At 64.5% G+C, this 15,578-nt stretch carries 18 protein-coding genes; 13 read left to right on the top strand and 5 right to left on the bottom strand.

Annotated elements, in window-relative coordinates:
- Position 1: 1 nt before the first annotated feature.
- Positions 2–2,341, top strand: coding sequence for a response regulator (locus LB524_RS12470; RefSeq protein ID WP_140616686.1), 2,340 nt, complete (start codon positions 2–4; stop codon positions 2,339–2,341).
- Positions 2,342–2,354: 13 nt separating this feature from the next.
- Here the strand turns inward: LB524_RS12470 and LB524_RS12475 are convergent, their stop codons facing one another.
- The 4 genes from LB524_RS12475 to LB524_RS12490 form a co-directional block, all read right to left on the bottom strand.
- The gene (locus LB524_RS12475; protein WP_015315341.1) at positions 2,355–3,107 is read right to left on the bottom strand and encodes a Stf0 family sulfotransferase; all 753 of its coding nucleotides are present in this window, start codon (positions 3,105–3,107) and stop codon (positions 2,355–2,357) included.
- 126 nt (positions 3,108–3,233) lie between these two features.
- Positions 3,234–4,088, bottom strand: a complete 855-nt coding sequence (locus LB524_RS12480; RefSeq protein WP_015315340.1) for a lytic transglycosylase domain-containing protein — start codon at positions 4,086–4,088, stop codon at positions 3,234–3,236.
- Positions 4,089–4,093: 5 nt separating this feature from the next.
- Positions 4,094–5,347 carry a flavodoxin-dependent (E)-4-hydroxy-3-methylbut-2-enyl-diphosphate synthase gene (gene ispG / locus LB524_RS12485; RefSeq protein WP_140616683.1) on the bottom strand — a complete coding sequence of 418 codons (1,254 nt, stop codon included), beginning with the start codon at positions 5,345–5,347 and terminating at the stop codon, positions 4,094–4,096.
- A 333-nt stretch (positions 5,348–5,680) separates the two neighbouring features.
- Entirely contained in the window at positions 5,681–5,860 is a 180-nt protein-coding gene (locus LB524_RS12490; RefSeq protein ID WP_015315338.1) for a YdcH family protein, read from the bottom strand.
- 238 nt (positions 5,861–6,098) lie between these two features.
- On the opposite strand from LB524_RS12490, the gene LB524_RS12495 reads away from it, so the two are divergent.
- Positions 6,099–6,302: a YdcH family protein gene (locus LB524_RS12495; RefSeq protein WP_015315337.1), complete on the top strand. Its 204-nt coding sequence runs from the start codon at positions 6,099–6,101 to the stop codon at positions 6,300–6,302.
- A 29-nt stretch (positions 6,303–6,331) separates the two neighbouring features.
- Here LB524_RS12495 and LB524_RS12500 read toward each other — a convergent pair whose 3' ends face one another.
- Positions 6,332–7,120, bottom strand: a complete 789-nt coding sequence (locus LB524_RS12500; protein ID WP_140616682.1) for an IclR family transcriptional regulator — start codon at positions 7,118–7,120, stop codon at positions 6,332–6,334.
- Positions 7,121–7,290: 170 nt separating this feature from the next.
- On the opposite strand from LB524_RS12500, the gene LB524_RS12505 reads away from it, so the two are divergent.
- The 11 genes from LB524_RS12505 to LB524_RS12555 all read left to right on the top strand — a co-directional run bounded on the left by LB524_RS12505 (position 7,291) and on the right by LB524_RS12555 (position 15,572).
- Entirely contained in the window at positions 7,291–8,121 is an 831-nt protein-coding gene (locus LB524_RS12505) for a transporter substrate-binding domain-containing protein (RefSeq protein ID WP_174361987.1), read from the top strand.
- Positions 8,122–8,194: 73 nt separating this feature from the next.
- Positions 8,195–8,860 carry an amino acid ABC transporter permease gene (locus LB524_RS12510; RefSeq protein WP_015315334.1) on the top strand — a complete coding sequence of 222 codons (666 nt, stop codon included), beginning with the start codon at positions 8,195–8,197 and terminating at the stop codon, positions 8,858–8,860.
- A 1-nt stretch (position 8,861) separates the two neighbouring features.
- Positions 8,862–9,512: an amino acid ABC transporter permease gene (locus tag LB524_RS12515; RefSeq protein ID WP_015315333.1), complete on the top strand. Its 651-nt coding sequence runs from the start codon at positions 8,862–8,864 to the stop codon at positions 9,510–9,512.
- 5 nt (positions 9,513–9,517) lie between these two features.
- Positions 9,518–10,312, top strand: a complete 795-nt coding sequence (locus tag LB524_RS12520) for an amino acid ABC transporter ATP-binding protein (RefSeq protein ID WP_015315332.1) — start codon at positions 9,518–9,520, stop codon at positions 10,310–10,312.
- Between the two features lie 37 nt (positions 10,313–10,349).
- Complete coding sequence (locus LB524_RS12525; protein ID WP_015315331.1) at positions 10,350–10,811, top strand: RidA family protein; 462 nt, start codon at positions 10,350–10,352, stop codon at positions 10,809–10,811.
- Between the two features lie 25 nt (positions 10,812–10,836).
- The gene (locus tag LB524_RS12530; RefSeq protein ID WP_140662709.1) at positions 10,837–12,042 is read left to right on the top strand and encodes an aminotransferase class V-fold PLP-dependent enzyme; all 1,206 of its coding nucleotides are present in this window, start codon (positions 10,837–10,839) and stop codon (positions 12,040–12,042) included.
- A gap of 132 nt (positions 12,043–12,174) precedes the next feature.
- Positions 12,175–12,414 (top strand): hypothetical protein, encoded by a 240-nt coding sequence (locus tag LB524_RS12535; protein WP_224526639.1) that lies wholly within the window; start codon positions 12,175–12,177, stop codon positions 12,412–12,414.
- A 43-nt stretch (positions 12,415–12,457) separates the two neighbouring features.
- A complete protein-coding gene (locus LB524_RS12540; RefSeq protein WP_224526642.1) occupies positions 12,458–12,997 on the top strand; it encodes a sigma-70 family RNA polymerase sigma factor in 540 nt (179 codons plus the stop codon).
- On the top strand, positions 12,994–13,902 hold the full coding sequence (locus LB524_RS12545) for an anti-sigma factor family protein (RefSeq protein WP_224526646.1): 909 nt from the start codon (positions 12,994–12,996) through the stop codon (positions 13,900–13,902). Before LB524_RS12540 ends, LB524_RS12545 begins: the two co-directional genes overlap by 4 nt.
- Before the next feature lie 99 nt (positions 13,903–14,001).
- Entirely contained in the window at positions 14,002–14,499 is a 498-nt protein-coding gene (gene purE / locus LB524_RS12550) for a 5-(carboxyamino)imidazole ribonucleotide mutase (protein WP_023773946.1), read from the top strand.
- Positions 14,496–15,572 (top strand): 5-(carboxyamino)imidazole ribonucleotide synthase, encoded by a 1,077-nt coding sequence (locus LB524_RS12555; protein ID WP_224526649.1) that lies wholly within the window; start codon positions 14,496–14,498, stop codon positions 15,570–15,572. Before purE ends, LB524_RS12555 begins: the two co-directional genes overlap by 4 nt.
- Positions 15,573–15,578: the final 6 nt, after the last annotated feature.

A 15,578-nucleotide genomic window follows, 5' to 3' on the forward strand; every position in this document is an offset into this window, starting at 1 on the left:
CATGCCGGAATATTCTTCCTTTATCCGGTCCGTCCGGATACGTTATCTTTCAGGATTGTTGGTTTTCGCGCTGGCTTCAGCCGCCATCATGGTTGCGCTCAATCGCGTCAATTCCTTGCGCCATGAAATCGATGCGCTGAGCAGCAATCTCGTCATTTTCACCCGCGATCTGCGCAACGCCACCAGCTTCGCCGAGACAACCAGTTCCGCCTGGCGGATCGAGACGCGCGATTCGCTGACGGCTTCGGCGCGCGACCATTCCGAGCGGCTGACCGGCGAGATCGAGACACTGACCGCCCAGCTCGCCGCGATCCGCCCGCGCCTGTCGGCCAAGACCGTCAGCGAGCTCGCGGCCGCTTCGGTCAATGGCGACCTGTTCTGGTCGCCGCGTGACATGGTTCGCAACTTCAACCTGATGTCGGTGGCGCAAAAGACTGATGAATGGAGCACTCGCGAGATCCGCAACCAGAACGACCTGTTCGTTCAGCCCATGCTGGTGCGTGTCCGCACCGCGATGGACGACGAACGCCATCAGGCGGATGCCTCCAGCGACCGGCTGCTTTTGTGGGCAAGCGGCCTGTTGTTTGCCGTCCTTGGCATCGTCGCTTTCTGGATCTTCCGCCCGATGGAACAGGCGATCCGTCGCGCCTTTGCCCAGTCGGCCGAATCCTTGTTCAAGGCAGAGGCCGCCGACCGCGCCAAGTCGGAATTCCTGGCCAATATGAGCCACGAGATCCGCACACCGATGAACGGCGTGCTCGGCATGGCCGAATTGCTGGCCAAGACCGAGCTCAACCCGCGCCAGAAGACGTTCACCGACGTTATCGTCAAGTCGGGCAACGCGCTGCTCACCATCATCAACGACATCCTCGACTTCTCGAAGATCAATGCCGGGCAGTTGACGCTCGACCCCGCCCCCTTCCGCCTCTCGGAAGCGGTGGAGGACGTGGCGACACTTGTCTCGGCGCGCGTCGCCGAGAAGAACCTGGAACTTATCGTGCGCGTCGACCCCAGGCTGCCGGCCTATGTCGTCGGCGACGCCGGCCGCTTCCGGCAGATCGTCACCAACCTGGTCGGCAATGCGGTGAAATTCACCGAGAAGGGCCATGTGCTGATCGATGTCGGCGGCGAAACCGTCAACGACGTCGTCCAGCTCAAGCTGCGCGTCGAGGACACCGGCATCGGCATCCCGGCCGAGAAATTGCAGAACGTGTTCGAGAAGTTCGCCCAGGTCGATGGCTCGTCGACCCGTCGTCACGAAGGCACCGGCCTTGGGCTGGCCATCGCCGCCCGCCTCGTCGATCTGATGGCCGGCAAGATCGGCGTCGAGAGCGAGATCGGCCGCGGCTCCGTCTTCTGGTTCGCCGTGCCGCTGCCGGTCCACCGCGCCGAGGCGCGGGACGCCATCGTGCCGGTCGACGTAACCGGCGCGCGTGTGCTGGTCATCGACGACAATCCGGTCAACCGCGAGATCCTGCTCGAACAGCTCAGAAGCTGGAGCTTCGACTGCGCCGCCGCCGAAAGCGGCGCGGTTGGCCTCGCCTTCCTTGATCGCGCCTGCCAGCTCGGCGCCAGCGTCGACTGCATCATCCTCGATTATCAGATGCCCGGCATGAACGGCGCCGATGTCGCCCGGGCCATCGCCGCCGACAGCCGGCTGTCTACCATCCCAGTCGTGATCCTGACCTCGGTCGACCAGGTCGATTTCGGCAAGATGATCATCGACTTCGGTATATCGGCGCATCTGACCAAGCCGGCGCGCTCGGCGGTCCTGCTCGGCACCGTCATCTCGGTCATCCAGAAGGCGCGCTCGCAGGTCGGCAAGGCGCACTTCATTCGCGAACCGATCCAACCGATGCCTCAGCCGGCTCCGCCGGCCTTCACGGTTATCCGCGGCCCCGCCATGCCGATCGCGGCAGTGCCGGAATCGAATGCCGCGCCGAACAGCCCGATCGACATCCTCATCGCCGAGGACAATGACGTGAACCAGATGGTGTTCGGCCAAATCCTCAATGGGCTGGGCTTGAGCTACCGCATCGCAGGCAATGGCCGCACCGCGGTCGAGATGTACCGGTCGCTGCATCCGAGGTTGGTTCTGATGGACGTCTCGATGCCGGAAATGAACGGCTACGAGGCGACACGCGCGATTCGGGCGATCGAGGCGTCGTCGGGCGGCCACATCCCGATCATCGGCGTCACCGCGCATGCGCTGAAGGGCGACCGCGACAAGTGCATCGAGGCCGGCATGGACGACTATCTGCCGAAGCCCGTTTCTCCCGATCGCCTCGGCGCCAAGATCGGCACCTGGCTCAGCGAAACGGTGGTGGCCAAGACGGCCTGAACTCCGTCCGGCGTCAGACGGTTGCGTCCAGATGGTAGCGGCGCATCCAGTCGAGGCTTGTCGCGTCGGCGAGCTTCGCGACACCCGGTTTCACATCCCCGGCGTTCGGCGACTGTACGCCCAAGGCCTGACAGATGGAAATCAGTGTCGCCGCCGGGCTGCTTGAAAGCCGCTCGTAGCCAATCCGCAGTGGCGTTATGTCTTGCTCGGCGAACCATGTGTTCCACGCTGCGTCATAGGCCTCAAGCTCGGCGACTTCGTCCCTGATACGCTGGAAATCGTACCGAGGTTCTCCTGGCGATCCGACCCTTTCGATCTCCGTTCCATCGGGAGCGACGTGCCAAAGGCCGGTCTGCTCCGCCTTGACCAGGGAGACAGCCTGCGCAAGCTTGTTCTCACGCGACAGATGCACGTAGAGAACGCGACCGAAAGCCCTTTCGAAACGCGCTTTGTCCGACACAAGCCCTGGAAAAATCCGGTCGAGGATCGCTGAAAGCTCGTCCAGGTTTTCTCGCATCAGGCGAAGACCGAAGATTTCCGTACCACCCTTGCCGGCATCGATCGCCGCATTGAGATAGGCAAGCTGGAATTCAAGCTCGCCCATCGTGTCGCGAGGCGGCAGGTTCCATTCTTCGGCCCACTCCGACACATCCTGCCGCCGATAGAATGAGTGTGGATCGCCGGTCGTTCTGGTGGCCGCCAGCAGTTTGCACAGCAAGGTGCTGCCGGTTCTGGGCGTGCCGCAGATAATGTACGCGTCGAACATCGCTGTCCCTGTAGCTGCCGAAGGCGGACCAGCCCACCGGTCCGGCGCCGCTATAGCTGAAATCGTTGCTGGATACGATGGGCACATTCCAACGGCGTGTGCCCCGTGCAGCCCAACCCTCCTCGGCTACCGGTTGCGCACCACCACGCAGGCGCCACCGATGCTTTGCAGTTTCTGGCAGATGACATTGGCGGCGGCGCGGTCGTCGACGCCGATCCGGACCGCGTAGATGCCGCGCCGGCCGATCGGCGTACGCACTCGGCTGACCACCGGATCATGCCCGGCAAGCAGGGCCGGAAAACGGCCCCGTACCCTGAGCCATTGGCTGATCGCGGCGCTGCGGCGGAAATTGCCCGCCACCTGAATGCCCCATGGCTTGATGTTGATTGAGGCCATCGCCACGGTTCTGGACATGATCACCGGCAGCTTGCGGCAGGCGACCGCGAAATCCAGCTTGGCGTCGAGTGGCTCGACTTTGCCGGCATAGGCCCGGTCGGTGAACTTGTCGACCGGCTCGCCCATCACGTCGAAGACATAGCTTTCCGTCTCCATCGGCAGGAAGCCACCGGAATTCAGCCAGCGCGACACCCGGCTCTCGCCGGCATTGTAGGCAGCGGCCGCCAGACCGAGATTGCCATAGCCGGCCTTCATTTCGGCGAGATATCTGGCCGACGCCGGAATTGCCTGGTTGATGTCGAAGGAATTTTCCAGCCCCCGCATCTTGGCGGTGCCCGGCATGAACTGGGCAATGCCTTCGGCGCCGACAGGGCTCACGGCGTTGGGATCGAACCGGCTTTCCTTCCAGATCAGGCGGGCGAAGAAATCCCGGGGCAGGCCGTTCTGGTCGGCATGCGCCTGGATCAGGTTACAGACCTTGTCGATCAGCCGCTGCTTGGCCGATTGCGGTGGATCGGCCTGGGCAAGCGTCGACCAGGCCATACCACACAGGAATATCAGCGCCGCCCACGGGAAACGCCGCATCTGGTTTACTCTGCCGCGGCTTTGCCGCCCCGACCGAAGCGCTGGTCAATATAGTCGGCGACCATTTTCTCGAAATCCGCCGCGATCGACGGCCCGCGCAGCGTCGCCGCCTTCTTGCCGTCGACGAAGACCGGCGCGGTCGGCGTCTCGCCGGTGCCGGGCAGCGAAATGCCGATATCGGCATGCTTGGATTCACCGGGACCGTTGACGATGCACCCCATCACGGCGACCTTGAGGTTCTCGACGCCCGGGTATTTCTCCCGCCACACCGGCATGTTCTTGCGCAGGTCCGCCTGGATGTTCTGCGCCAGTTCCTGGAACACGGTGGAGGTGGTGCGGCCGCAGCCCGGGCAGGCCGCGACGATCGGCACGAACTGCCGGAAACCCATGGTCTGCAGCAGTTCCTGCGACACCTGCACCTCGCGGGTGCGATCGCCATTGGGCTCCGGCGTCAGCGAGATGCGGATGGTATCGCCAATGCCTTGCTGCAAGAGGATGCCCATGGCCGCGGAAGACGCGACGATGCCTTTGGAGCCCATGCCGGCCTCGGTGAGGCCGAGATGCAGCGCATGGTTGGAACGGGTCGCAAGCTCGGTGTAGACGGCGATCAGGTCCTGCACGCCGCTGACCTTGGCCGACAGGATGATTTTTTCGCGGCCAAGACCAATTTCCTCGGCCATCTCGGCCGACAGGATCGCCGACTGCACGATTGCCTCGCGCGTCACTTCCTGCGCCGTCAGCGGGAAACCCTTGTCCTGGTTGTCGTCCATCAGCCGCGTCAGAAGCTCCTGGTCAAGCGAGCCCCAGTTAACGCCGATGCGCACCGGCTTGTCATGTTTGATCGCCATCTCGACGATCGCCGCGAACTGCCGGTCCTTCTTATCCTTGAAGCCGACATTGCCGGGATTGATGCGGTACTTGGCCAGCGCCTCGGCGCAAGCCGGATGATCGGCCAGGAGCTTATGTCCGATATAGTGGAAATCGCCGACCAGCGGCACGTTGATGCCAAGCCGCTGCAGCCGCTCATGAATGCGCGGCACGGCGGCGGCACTTTCATCGCGGTCGACGGTGATGCGCACGATCTCGGAGCCGGCGCGGTGCAGCGCCGCGACCTGCGCGACTGTCTGGTCGATATCGGCCGTGTCGGTGTTGGTCATCGACTGAACGACCACCGGCGCGCCGCCGCCGACGACCACGCCGCCGACATCGACGCCGACCGAGGTGCGGCGGGGGAAGGGAGAAGAAAAATATCCGGTCATGCCGGCAGCCTTTTGTCTCTGGAGCGCTATGCGTCTCTCTGAAGCGCGTGCGTCCACCTGGACGCACAAGCCGGGGCCGATGCGTTGAAGTCCGGCATGAGGTGGAGGAGCAAAGATGGCTTGTCAATGGCGACAGGTCGCCACTGGCAGCAATTGGTCCCGGCCGGGACCTGAAACAGCACACGAGCTGGCAGCGGCCAAGCGGGCAAGATGGGTCCGAAGGATATTAGTTTCCGCTTATGGTGCAGCGCTGAAAATCGCAATCACTGCACCGGCGGCTGGCGCCGCCGGCAAGGAAGACCGCCAGTGGTGAGCGGCTATGTCAGGTGAGGATCAATGCGTGGTTGGTTGCGCCCTCAGTTTCTCAATCGCATCCTTGAGTGCCAGCTTGCGTCGCTTGAGATTCCCGATTTCGAGGTCATCAACCGACGGGTGATTCATCGCGTCATCGATTTCGCGTTCGATGTCGCCGTGTTTCCGCTGCAACTCATCAAGATGGGATGCAAGAGACATGATTGGTTCTCCCTTTCATGGTTTCCTCGATTGCAGCCGCCAAGGCACGTCCACCGCAGGTCGTATCTGTGACGGCACAATGACAGTGTGCCACCATCGAGCAGCGATGTCGAATGCTGCGTGGTAGCATTCCACGACAACGTGAAATGTGATATGGGCTGCGCGCCGGTGGCAGAAATTGCCGCCCCCGCCCAACCAGGCCCAGTTTTGGGCGCCGCAGACGTGCAGACGGTAGAGAATGTCCGATCAGGAACAGGCCGATACTCGCCTCGAATTTTCCCGGCTGAAGCAGGAACACGCCGATTTCGATGCCGCGATCAACGCGATGATCGCCATGAATTGCGACCCGCTGCAGATCCAGCGCATGAAAAAGAAGAAGCTGTTCCTCAAGGACCGACTGATGAAGCTGGAAGACAGGATCATTCCAGACATCATCGCCTGAGACGGAATCGCGCCGCCGGCACTTTCCGCCTATGCGCCGATCGAGAGCCCGGCGGCGCGGCCGCGCAGCAGGCCGATGAGATCGGCGGTCCGCTCCTCCGACGTATCGATCGGAACCACCAGGCACATCGTCGCCTCGACCTTGCCTGGCGCTGAAAAGACCGGCACGGCAAGGCATTTCGTGTAAGCGTCGACCAGGCCCGAGGTGACGCAGTAGCCGGTCACCCCTGCCTTTGCGATGTCCGCGATGAAATCGTCGAGCCGCAGCTTGCGCCCGTCAGGCAGCACGAGATCGTCATCAGACACCATGGCTTCGATCGCGGCTCTATCCAGCCCCGCAAGCAATAGCCGTCCAGACGCGGTCCAGGGCAGCGGTATCTGCAGGCCGGTGGCCGAACTGATGCGGAACGGCCTGCTACCAGGGCTGGAATGGACGATCGTGTAGCGGCCGCTCTGCAGCATGCACAATTCCGAGGTCTCGCCCGTCTCGCGCGACAGATGGTCGACCTCCTGTCGCCCGCGCCGCAACAGGTCGTTGCCGCGCACATAGTCCATCCCGTAGAGGTAGAGCTTCTTGCCGAAATAGACGCGATTGCCGTCGCCGGCCATTTCCAGAAGGCCGGCGTCGACCAGCGACCGCACCAGCGTGTAGGTGGTCGAACGCGGCGCATTGACGCCCTTGGCGAGATCGCCAATCCCGATCGCACGCTGCGTCATGTGAAGGAACTCCAGGATCTCCAGGACCCGGTTGAGGCCCTTTTCACGGGACCCCGGCGCCTTCTCGTCGGCCGAAGCAGCCAAAACACTACCATCTTGCATTGTCGATTCCCGGTGCTAGTATCTGTCTTGTACAGGATACATGCGTCTCTTGTAAGAGACAATCTTTGATAATCACTGCCGCGTGTATGGGCTGTGCATAGGGGAACACAACACGAAAGGAGGTCGCCGTGAACGACACATCCGGAAGACGTGATTTTCTGAAATTGGGAATGGCGGGACTTGCCACGGCCGGCGTGCTGGCAGCCGTCGATGCGCAGAAGGCCGCCGCACAGGCCGCATCCGACAGCCTGCTGCGCACCGTGCTCGACAGAGGCAAGCTGATTGTCGGGACCGGCAGCACCAACGCGCCCTGGCATTTCGAGAACGATGCCGGCGAACTGGTCGGCATGGATATCACCATGGGCCGCATTCTCGCCAAGGGCCTTTTCGACGACCCGACCAAGGTCGAGTTCGTCATGCAGGATCCGGCCCAGCGCATTCCCAACGTGACCACCAACAAGGTCGACATCACCATTCAGTTCATGACCATGACGGCGCAGCGCTCGCAACTGATCAATTTCTCCCGGCCCTACTATGTCGAAGGCGTTGCCTTGCTGACCCTGCCGACCGCCGAGAACAAGACCTTCGACAAGCTGCTGGCCGGTGGTTCGGCGACACGCATTTCCATCCTGCAGAATGTCGACGCCGAAAGTTCCGTCCACTACGCTCTGCCGCAGGCCCAGGTGTTGCAGATCGACACCCAGGCGAACGTGCTGCAGGCGTTGGAGTCCAAGCGCGCCGACGCCGCCGCGGTCGACCTGTCCACCGTGCGCTGGCTCGCCTCGCGCAATCCCGACAAGTATTTCGATGCCGGCAAGAGCTGGTATTCGATGCTTTACGGCGCCGCACTGCGGCAAGGCGATTTGGACTGGCTGACCTTCGTCAACCAGACTTTCACCATCGCCATGTTCGGCCATGAATCGGCGCTCTACGACGCCGCCTTCAAGGACTATTTCGGCCAGGAGCCGCCGGCGCGTCACCCCGGCTTCCCGGTCATCTGATCCCGGATTGCGGAAGGGTGGCGTTGTCGCCCTTCCGTTATCGACTCGACGTCCTTCACACCGAGGCGGATGCATGGGCTATGCCCTCAATTTCAACCTGATCTGGCGGCATTTCGACAAGCTCTGGGGCGGCCTGCTGCTCAGCCTCGAGCTTGCCGTGATCTCGATCGCCATCGGCGTTGTCATCGGGCTGGTGCTCGCTGTCTGGTACGTCTCGGCCGGACGCGTGGTGCGGGCGGTGATCGCCGCCTATGTCGAATTCATCCGCAATGTGCCGCTGATCCTGCTGGTTTATCTCGTCTTCTACGGCCTGCCGACCGTGGTCGACCTGGCCTACAGCGCACCAACCTCGTTTGTATTGACCCTGTCGGTCTATAGCGGCGCCTATCTGGTCGAGGTGTTTCGCTCCGGGCTCGAGGCTGTCCCGCGCGGCCAGCTCGACGCCGGCAAGGCGATCGGCCTGACCCCGTGGCAGAGGCTGTTGCACGTGCGCCTGCCGACCATGCTGCGCATCACGCTGCCGGCGCTCTCCAACACCTTCATCTCGCTGTTCAAGGACACCTCGATCGCCTCGGTCATCTCGGTGCCCGAACTCACCTTCGGCGCCCAATGGATCAACTTCAACACATTCCGCATCGTCGAGGTCTACCTGGTCACGACGGCGATGTATCTGGTAACCGGCTATGCGCTGCTTTTCGGGCTGCGGCTCGTCGAGCGCCGGTTCAGGGCGGCGCGCTGACATGCTGAGCCAGATCCTCTACGCACTGCCCTTCCTTGCCCAGGGCTTCGCCGTGACCTTGTGGGTCTCGCTGCTGGTGGTGGTGCTGTCGCTTATCGCCGGCGTCCTGCTGGGCGTCGGCCTGATCTATGGTCCCGCCCCTTTGCGCTGGGCGGTGCGCATCTTCTCGGACACCATTCGCGGCATTCCGATCCTGGTGCTGATGTTCTTCGTCTATTACGGCCTGCCGGCGATCGGGCTGCATCTGCCATCGTTCTGGGCCGCGGTGTCCGCGCTCACCCTGTTCAAGACGGCGCAGGTCATCGAATACCTCAGGGGCGCGGTCGGCTCGATCCCGAAGGGACAGTCCGAAGCCGCGATGGCGATCGGGTTGACCTTTCGCCAGAGGCTCACCTACGTCATCTTTCCGCAGGCCTTCAGGCGCTTCCTGCCGCCCTGGATCAATGGCGTCACCGACGCGGTCAAGGGCAGCGCGCTGGTGTCGCTGCTCGGCATCACCGATTTGATGCAGGCCATCAATCAGGTCATCGGCCGCACCTATGAAGCGATGCCGCTCTATATACTGGGCGCGCTCCTCTATTTCGCGGTCAACTACGCACTCTCGCTCGCCAGCCGGCGGCTCGAGCGGCGTTTCTCCTTCATCCGGGAATAGCAACGATGTCCGAAGCCCCAAACGCCAGTCCGGCACTGCTCGACGTGCGCGATGTCTCCAAGGCCTTCGGCGCCGTCGAGGTGCTGCGCTCCGTCAGCCTTCAGGTGAAGCGCGGCGAGGTGGTGACCGTCATCGGCCCTTCCGGCAGCGGCAAGACCACGCTGCTGCGCTGCGTCAACTTCCTGGAGAGCTACGACAGCGGCTCGATCCGCATCGACGGCAAGGAGGTCGGTTTTCGCGAGGCCGGAACGCGTCAGCGCCGCAGCGAGCGCGATCTTGCCGCCATGCGCGCCGAGACCGGCATGGTGTTCCAGAGCTTCAACCTGTTCCCTCACCTGACGGCGGCCGGCAACATCATGCTGGGTCTGACCAAGGTGCGCGGAAAAAAGGACGCCGAGGCACGATCGATCGCCGAACACTGGCTCGGGCGCGTCGGCCTTGGCCACAAGGCCGACAGCCTGCCGGCCGAACTCTCCGGCGGCCAGCAGCAGCGCGTCGGCATAGCCCGCGCCGTGGCCATGGAACCGAAGATCCTGCTGCTCGACGAGATCACCTCCGCGCTCGATCCCGAACTCGTCGGCGAGGTGCTGGCCGTGGTGCGCAGCCTCGCCGAGGATGGCATGACCATGCTGATGGTAACCCACGAAATGGCCTTTGCCCGCGACGCTTCTAGCCGCATCGTCTTCATGGCCGATGGCGGCGTCAGCGCCGTCGGGCCGCCGAAGGAGATCCTCGCGGCGGAGACCAGCAACGAACGCCTCCGTACTTTCCTGGCGCGCTTCCGAGCCTCGCATTTCTAAACTCAGGCGGCCAAAGCCGCCCAAGGAGCCTTCATCCATGACGCCTTATATCAGGCTCGCCGAACTCGGCCTGACGTTGCCCGAGCCGCCGACGCCGATCGCCAACTTCGTCACCCATGCCGAGAGCGGGCGGCTGATCTTCCTCTCCGGCCAGGGGCCCCTGCGCGCCGACGGCACGCTCTGCACCGGCAAGGTGGGCGAGGACGTGACGGTCGAGCAGGCCTATCAGCATGCCCGGCTGACCGGGCTCAACCTGCTTGCCGTCATGCATGCCGCCGCCGGCGATCTCGGCCGTATCGTACGCGTCGTCAAGCTGCTCGGCTTCGTCAACGCGACGCCGACCTTCAGCGACCACCCGAAAGTGGTCAATGGCTGCTCGGACCTGTTCGCCGATGTCTTCGACAAGATCGGCGGCCATGCCCGCTCGGCGATCGGCGTCGGCTCGCTGCCTGGAAACATCACCGTCGAAATCGAAGCGGTCGTCGAGATCGCCGCCTGACCTGCCACCCACGGGATTAGCTCACATGAAAACCTCTTCCGACACCGGCTCCAACACCACCATCCGCGAACGGCTGGGATTGCGGCCGATCATCAACGTCTCGGGCACCATGACCGCGCTCGGCGCCTCGATCATCGTCCCGGAAGCGATCTCCGCCATGGCTGAAATGGCCTCGCAATGGGTGGAAATGGACGATCTGCAGCGCGCCGCGAGCACGGTCGTCGCACGCCTCACCGGCGGCGAGGCCGGCTTCATCACCGCCTGCTGCGCCAGCGGCATCACCATGGCGATCGCCGGTGCGATGACCGGAACCAGCCTGCTCGCCATCGAGCGCCTGCCCGACGACACTGGCGACCTCAAGTCGGAGGTCGTCATCCAGCTCGGCCACATCGTCAATTACGGCGCCCCGATCGACCAGTCGGTCCGCGTCGCCGGCGCCAGGGTGGTGCCCGCCGGCACGGTCAGCGTGACCCAGGACTATCATGTAAGCGAGGCGATCAACGAGCGCACGGCGGCGGCCCTCTACGTCGTGGCCCACCACACGGTGCAATACGGCATGCTGTCGCTGGAGGAATTCTGCGATATCTGCCACGCCAAGGGCGTGCCGGTGATCGTCGACGCCGCGTCCGAGTATGATCTGCGCGGTTTTCTGGCGCGCGGCGCCGATGTCGTCATCTACAGCGGCCATAAATTCCTGAGCGGGCCGACCAGCGGCATCGTCACCGGCCGCAAGGATCTGGTGCGGGCCGCCTATCTGCAGAACCGCGGCGTTGCGCGCGCCATGAAGGTCGGCAAGGAAAGCATCGCCGGCACCATGGCGGCACTCGAAGCCTGGGAGAAGCGCGACCATGCCGGCATCCGCCGGCGCGAGGAAGCAGCACTGAACCTGTGGAAGGACGCGCTGCAGGGACTGCCCGGCATCGCCGCCATCATCATTCCCGACCCCACCGCCAATCCGCTCGACCGGCTGCAGATATTCGTCACGCCGGAGAGCCGCTTCACCGCCGCCGGTCTTGCCTCGGCCCTTGCCGCCGGCTCGCCGCCGATCATCGTGCGCAACCACGAGGTCGAGCGCGGCCATTTCTTCCTCGACCCCTGCAACCTTCACCCCGGCGAGGCGGAGATTGTCGCCGAACGTCTGCGCGCCGTGCTGACGGCGAAGGAGCGCCCGGCCGACGCGATGAAGGTCGCCCGCAAGGATTCGTCGGGCGTCTTGCGCTGGCCGGATTGATCGCTAACCGAGCACGCCGACGGCATCGGCTGATCACGCGACTGTGAACAGCCGGATTTGCCCACGCGGGAATAAATCGTCTCTTCAACAAGTCTCCTCGACATACGCCACGGCTGGCGTGAGGAGACTGGCATGCCCCATCAGCGCGAGCACAGCGAACACGGCTGCGGCGTCAGCCGCCGTCATGCGCTGCCGAGCATGATCGTCATCAGTCCCTTCTCCATGGCGCCCCTCCTTTTCATGGCGCCCCTTCTTTTCATAGCGCTTGACACTGGTGACGCAGATGAATTCACTTTCAGCAAGGCGGACGACTTTGCCCGTTTCCGGAGGCTTTGCTCCTGCAAGCCAGGCAAAATCGCTTTCGCATCTTGAGGCGGCACGGCCTGTCCGCTCCGGAGGGGATCATGGTGCTGCTTTGAGCGACAGGGCCCTGGCAGAGCGTTTCAACGACGTAGTGCTGCCGCATCTCGGCGATGCGCTGGCGCTTGCCCGCTGGCTGACCGGCAATGCCGCCGACGCCGAGGATGTCGTTCAGGACGCCTGCATCAAGGCGCATGCCGGCATATCAGGCTACGCCGGCGGCAATGCCCGTGCCTGGCTGCTGACCATCGTGCGCAACACCTCCTACACCTGGATGGCGCGCAACCGGCCGCGCGGCATGATGGCCGTCGGCGACCTCGGCGATCTCGACGACATGGCGGCGGCCCATGGCACCAGCCTGCCGGACGAGGACGGCCCGGAGGCGAGCCTGATTGCCAAGGCCGACACGGCGGCACTGGAGGCGGCGATCGCTGCCCTGCCGCAGCCGTTTCGCGAAACGCTGGTGCTGCGCGACATTAACGGCCTCAGCTATCGCGAGATAGCGGCCATGCTCGACGTGCCGATGGGTACGGTGATGTCCAGGCTGGCCCGCGCCCGCGGCCTGCTGGCGTCCGAACTGGGGAGAGCGCCATGACCGGCCATGACGATGGACTGCCCAATGATCCCGAAGGTGTCAGACTGATGATCCACGCCCTTGTTGATGGCGAGCTTGATGCGGCGGCGGCCCTTGCGGTGGAGCGTCGCATCGCCGCCGATCCCCGGCTTGCCGCCGAACATGCCCGCATCCTTGCCTTGCGAGGCGCGGTCAGCCGCCTGCCGCGCCCCGACGTGAGCGACGCCTTTCGGGCCCGCATCGCGGCGATCGGCATGGCCAGCACCGAGCAGCCGGCGACAGCCGAGGCAGCAGAGCCGCAGCGCGGCACGCCGTCGGCGCTGCCGGGCTTGATTGCCGGCGCTGGCGTCGGCCAGCGGCGTGAAGCCGGGACGCGTCCTTCGCTGGCGCGGAGATCGCCGAGGGCAAGCCGCTTCGGGTTCGACTGGCGCGCCATGGCGGCATCGATCATGATCAGCGCGGTGCTGGCCAGCGGCGCGACGCAATGGGTAATGTTCAACGGCGCCGAAGACGGCTTGGCCGCGGCCGTCGCCAGCGGCCATCGCCGCAGCCTGCTCGCCGCGAGCCCGATCGACATCGTCTCCTCCGACCGCCATACGGTCAAACCGTGGCTCGACGCCCGCATCGGCGTCTCGCCGCCGGCGCCGGACCTTGCCCAGGAGGGCTTTGCCCTCATCGGCGGCCGGGTCGAGGTGATATCAGGCCGGCCGGTACCGGCACTGGTCTACCGCCACCGCGAGCACCTGATCACGTTGGTCGCCGAACCGCAGCAGGGCGGCAAGACCACCCAGCCGGACGATCTTTCCTCCGGCGGCTTTTCGATGGTGCACTGGAGCGACGGCGCCTTCTCCTATTGGGCGATCTCCGACATGGAGCGCCCCGAGCTCGACGACTTCGTCGCTCGCTTCCGCAAGGCGGCGGCATGAGCCGGAATATGGCCGTCGGCATCTCGCCGATGGCCTGAAATCCTTGCGGCCCCGCGCGAATTCCGCTAAGGCGCGCCTTTGTCGCCGGGGAGCAGAAGCTTGGACGATCAACGCGCCGACGTCGCCATCATCATGGGCAGCCAATCCGATTGGGCGACGATGCGCCAGGCAGCGGAGACGCTGGAGGCGCTTGGTGTGCCCCACAAACGGCTGATCATCTCGGCGCACCGCACGCCCGACCGGCTCTACGAATTCGCCAAAGGCGCCAAGGCCGCCGGCTACAAGGTCATCATCGCCGGCGCCGGCGGTGCCGCGCATCTGCCCGGCATGACGGCGGCGATGACACCACTGCCGGTGTTCGGCGTGCCGGTGGAATCGAAGGCGCTGTCGGGCCAGGATTCGCTGCTGTCGATCGTCCAGATGCCGGCCGGCATTCCTGTGGGAACGCTGGCCATCGGCAAGGCTGGTGCGGCCAACGCGGCCCTGCTGGCCGCCGCCGTGCTGGCGCTCAACGACGACAAGCTTGCCCAGCGCCTCGATGCCTGGCGCGCCTCGCAGACCGCCAAGGTCGCGGCCGAACCGACGGATACGCCGTGAGCCTGCCCGCCGGATCGACCATCGGCATCATTGGCGGCGGCCAGCTTGGCCGCATGCTGGCAATGGCCGCCGCCCGGCTCGGCTACCGCACCATCGTGCTGGAGCCTCAACCGGATTGCCCGGCGGCACAGGTCGCAAACCGGCAGATTACGGCTGCCTATCACGATCCGGCAGCACTTGCCGAACTGGCGGCGGCAAGCGCCGTCGTCACCTACGAGTTCGAGAACGTGCCGGTCGCCGCCGCAACCGCGCTTGCCGCCAAAGTGCCGGTCTATCCGCCGCCGCGCGCGCTCGACGTTGCACAGGACCGGGTGAGCGAAAAGACATTCCTCAACGGCATCGGCATCGCCACCGCCGCGTTCCATCAAGTCGACACCGACGACGAGCTGGCGGCGGCGCTGAAGGCCTTCGGCGGCAGCGGCATCCTGAAGACGCGGCGAATGGGTTACGACGGCAAGGGCCAGCGCGTCTTCCGCAACATGGAAGCCGGCGGTTTCGCCGGCACCTGCGAGGGGATGGGCAATGTGCCGCTGATCCTGGAAAGCTTCGTGCAGTTCGAGCGCGAGATTTCCGTCATCGCCGCGCGAGGGCTGGACGGCACTGTCGCCGCCTACGATCCAGCCTGGAATGTGCACCGCGACGGTATTCTGCGCACATCGACCTTGCCGGCCGGCGTTGCGCCGGCAACCGCGCGGGACGCGAAAGACGCGGCGACGAAAATCCTGTCGGCGCTCGACTATGTCGGCGTCATCGGAGTCGAGTTCTTCGTACTGGCCGACGGCTCCCTGCTGGCCAACGAGATCGCGCCCCGCGTCCACAATTCCGGCCATTGGACCGAAGCCGCCTGCATCGTTTCGCAGTTCGAGCAGCATATCCGCGCCATTGCCGGCCTGCCATTGGGAAGCTCGAACCGTCATTCCGATTGCGTGATGGAGAACCTGATCGGCGACGACGTGCTGCGCGTTCCCGCCTTGCTCGCCGAGCCCGACCTGATGCTGCACCTCTACGGCAAGGCCGAGGCCCGGCCCGGTCGCAAGATGGGTCATTTCACCCGCATCAGCCGCCGCGGCTGATACCAG

The organism is Mesorhizobium sp. ESP6-5 (assembly GCF_020164695.1).
GTDB lineage: Bacteria > Pseudomonadota > Alphaproteobacteria > Rhizobiales > Rhizobiaceae > Mesorhizobium > Mesorhizobium australicum.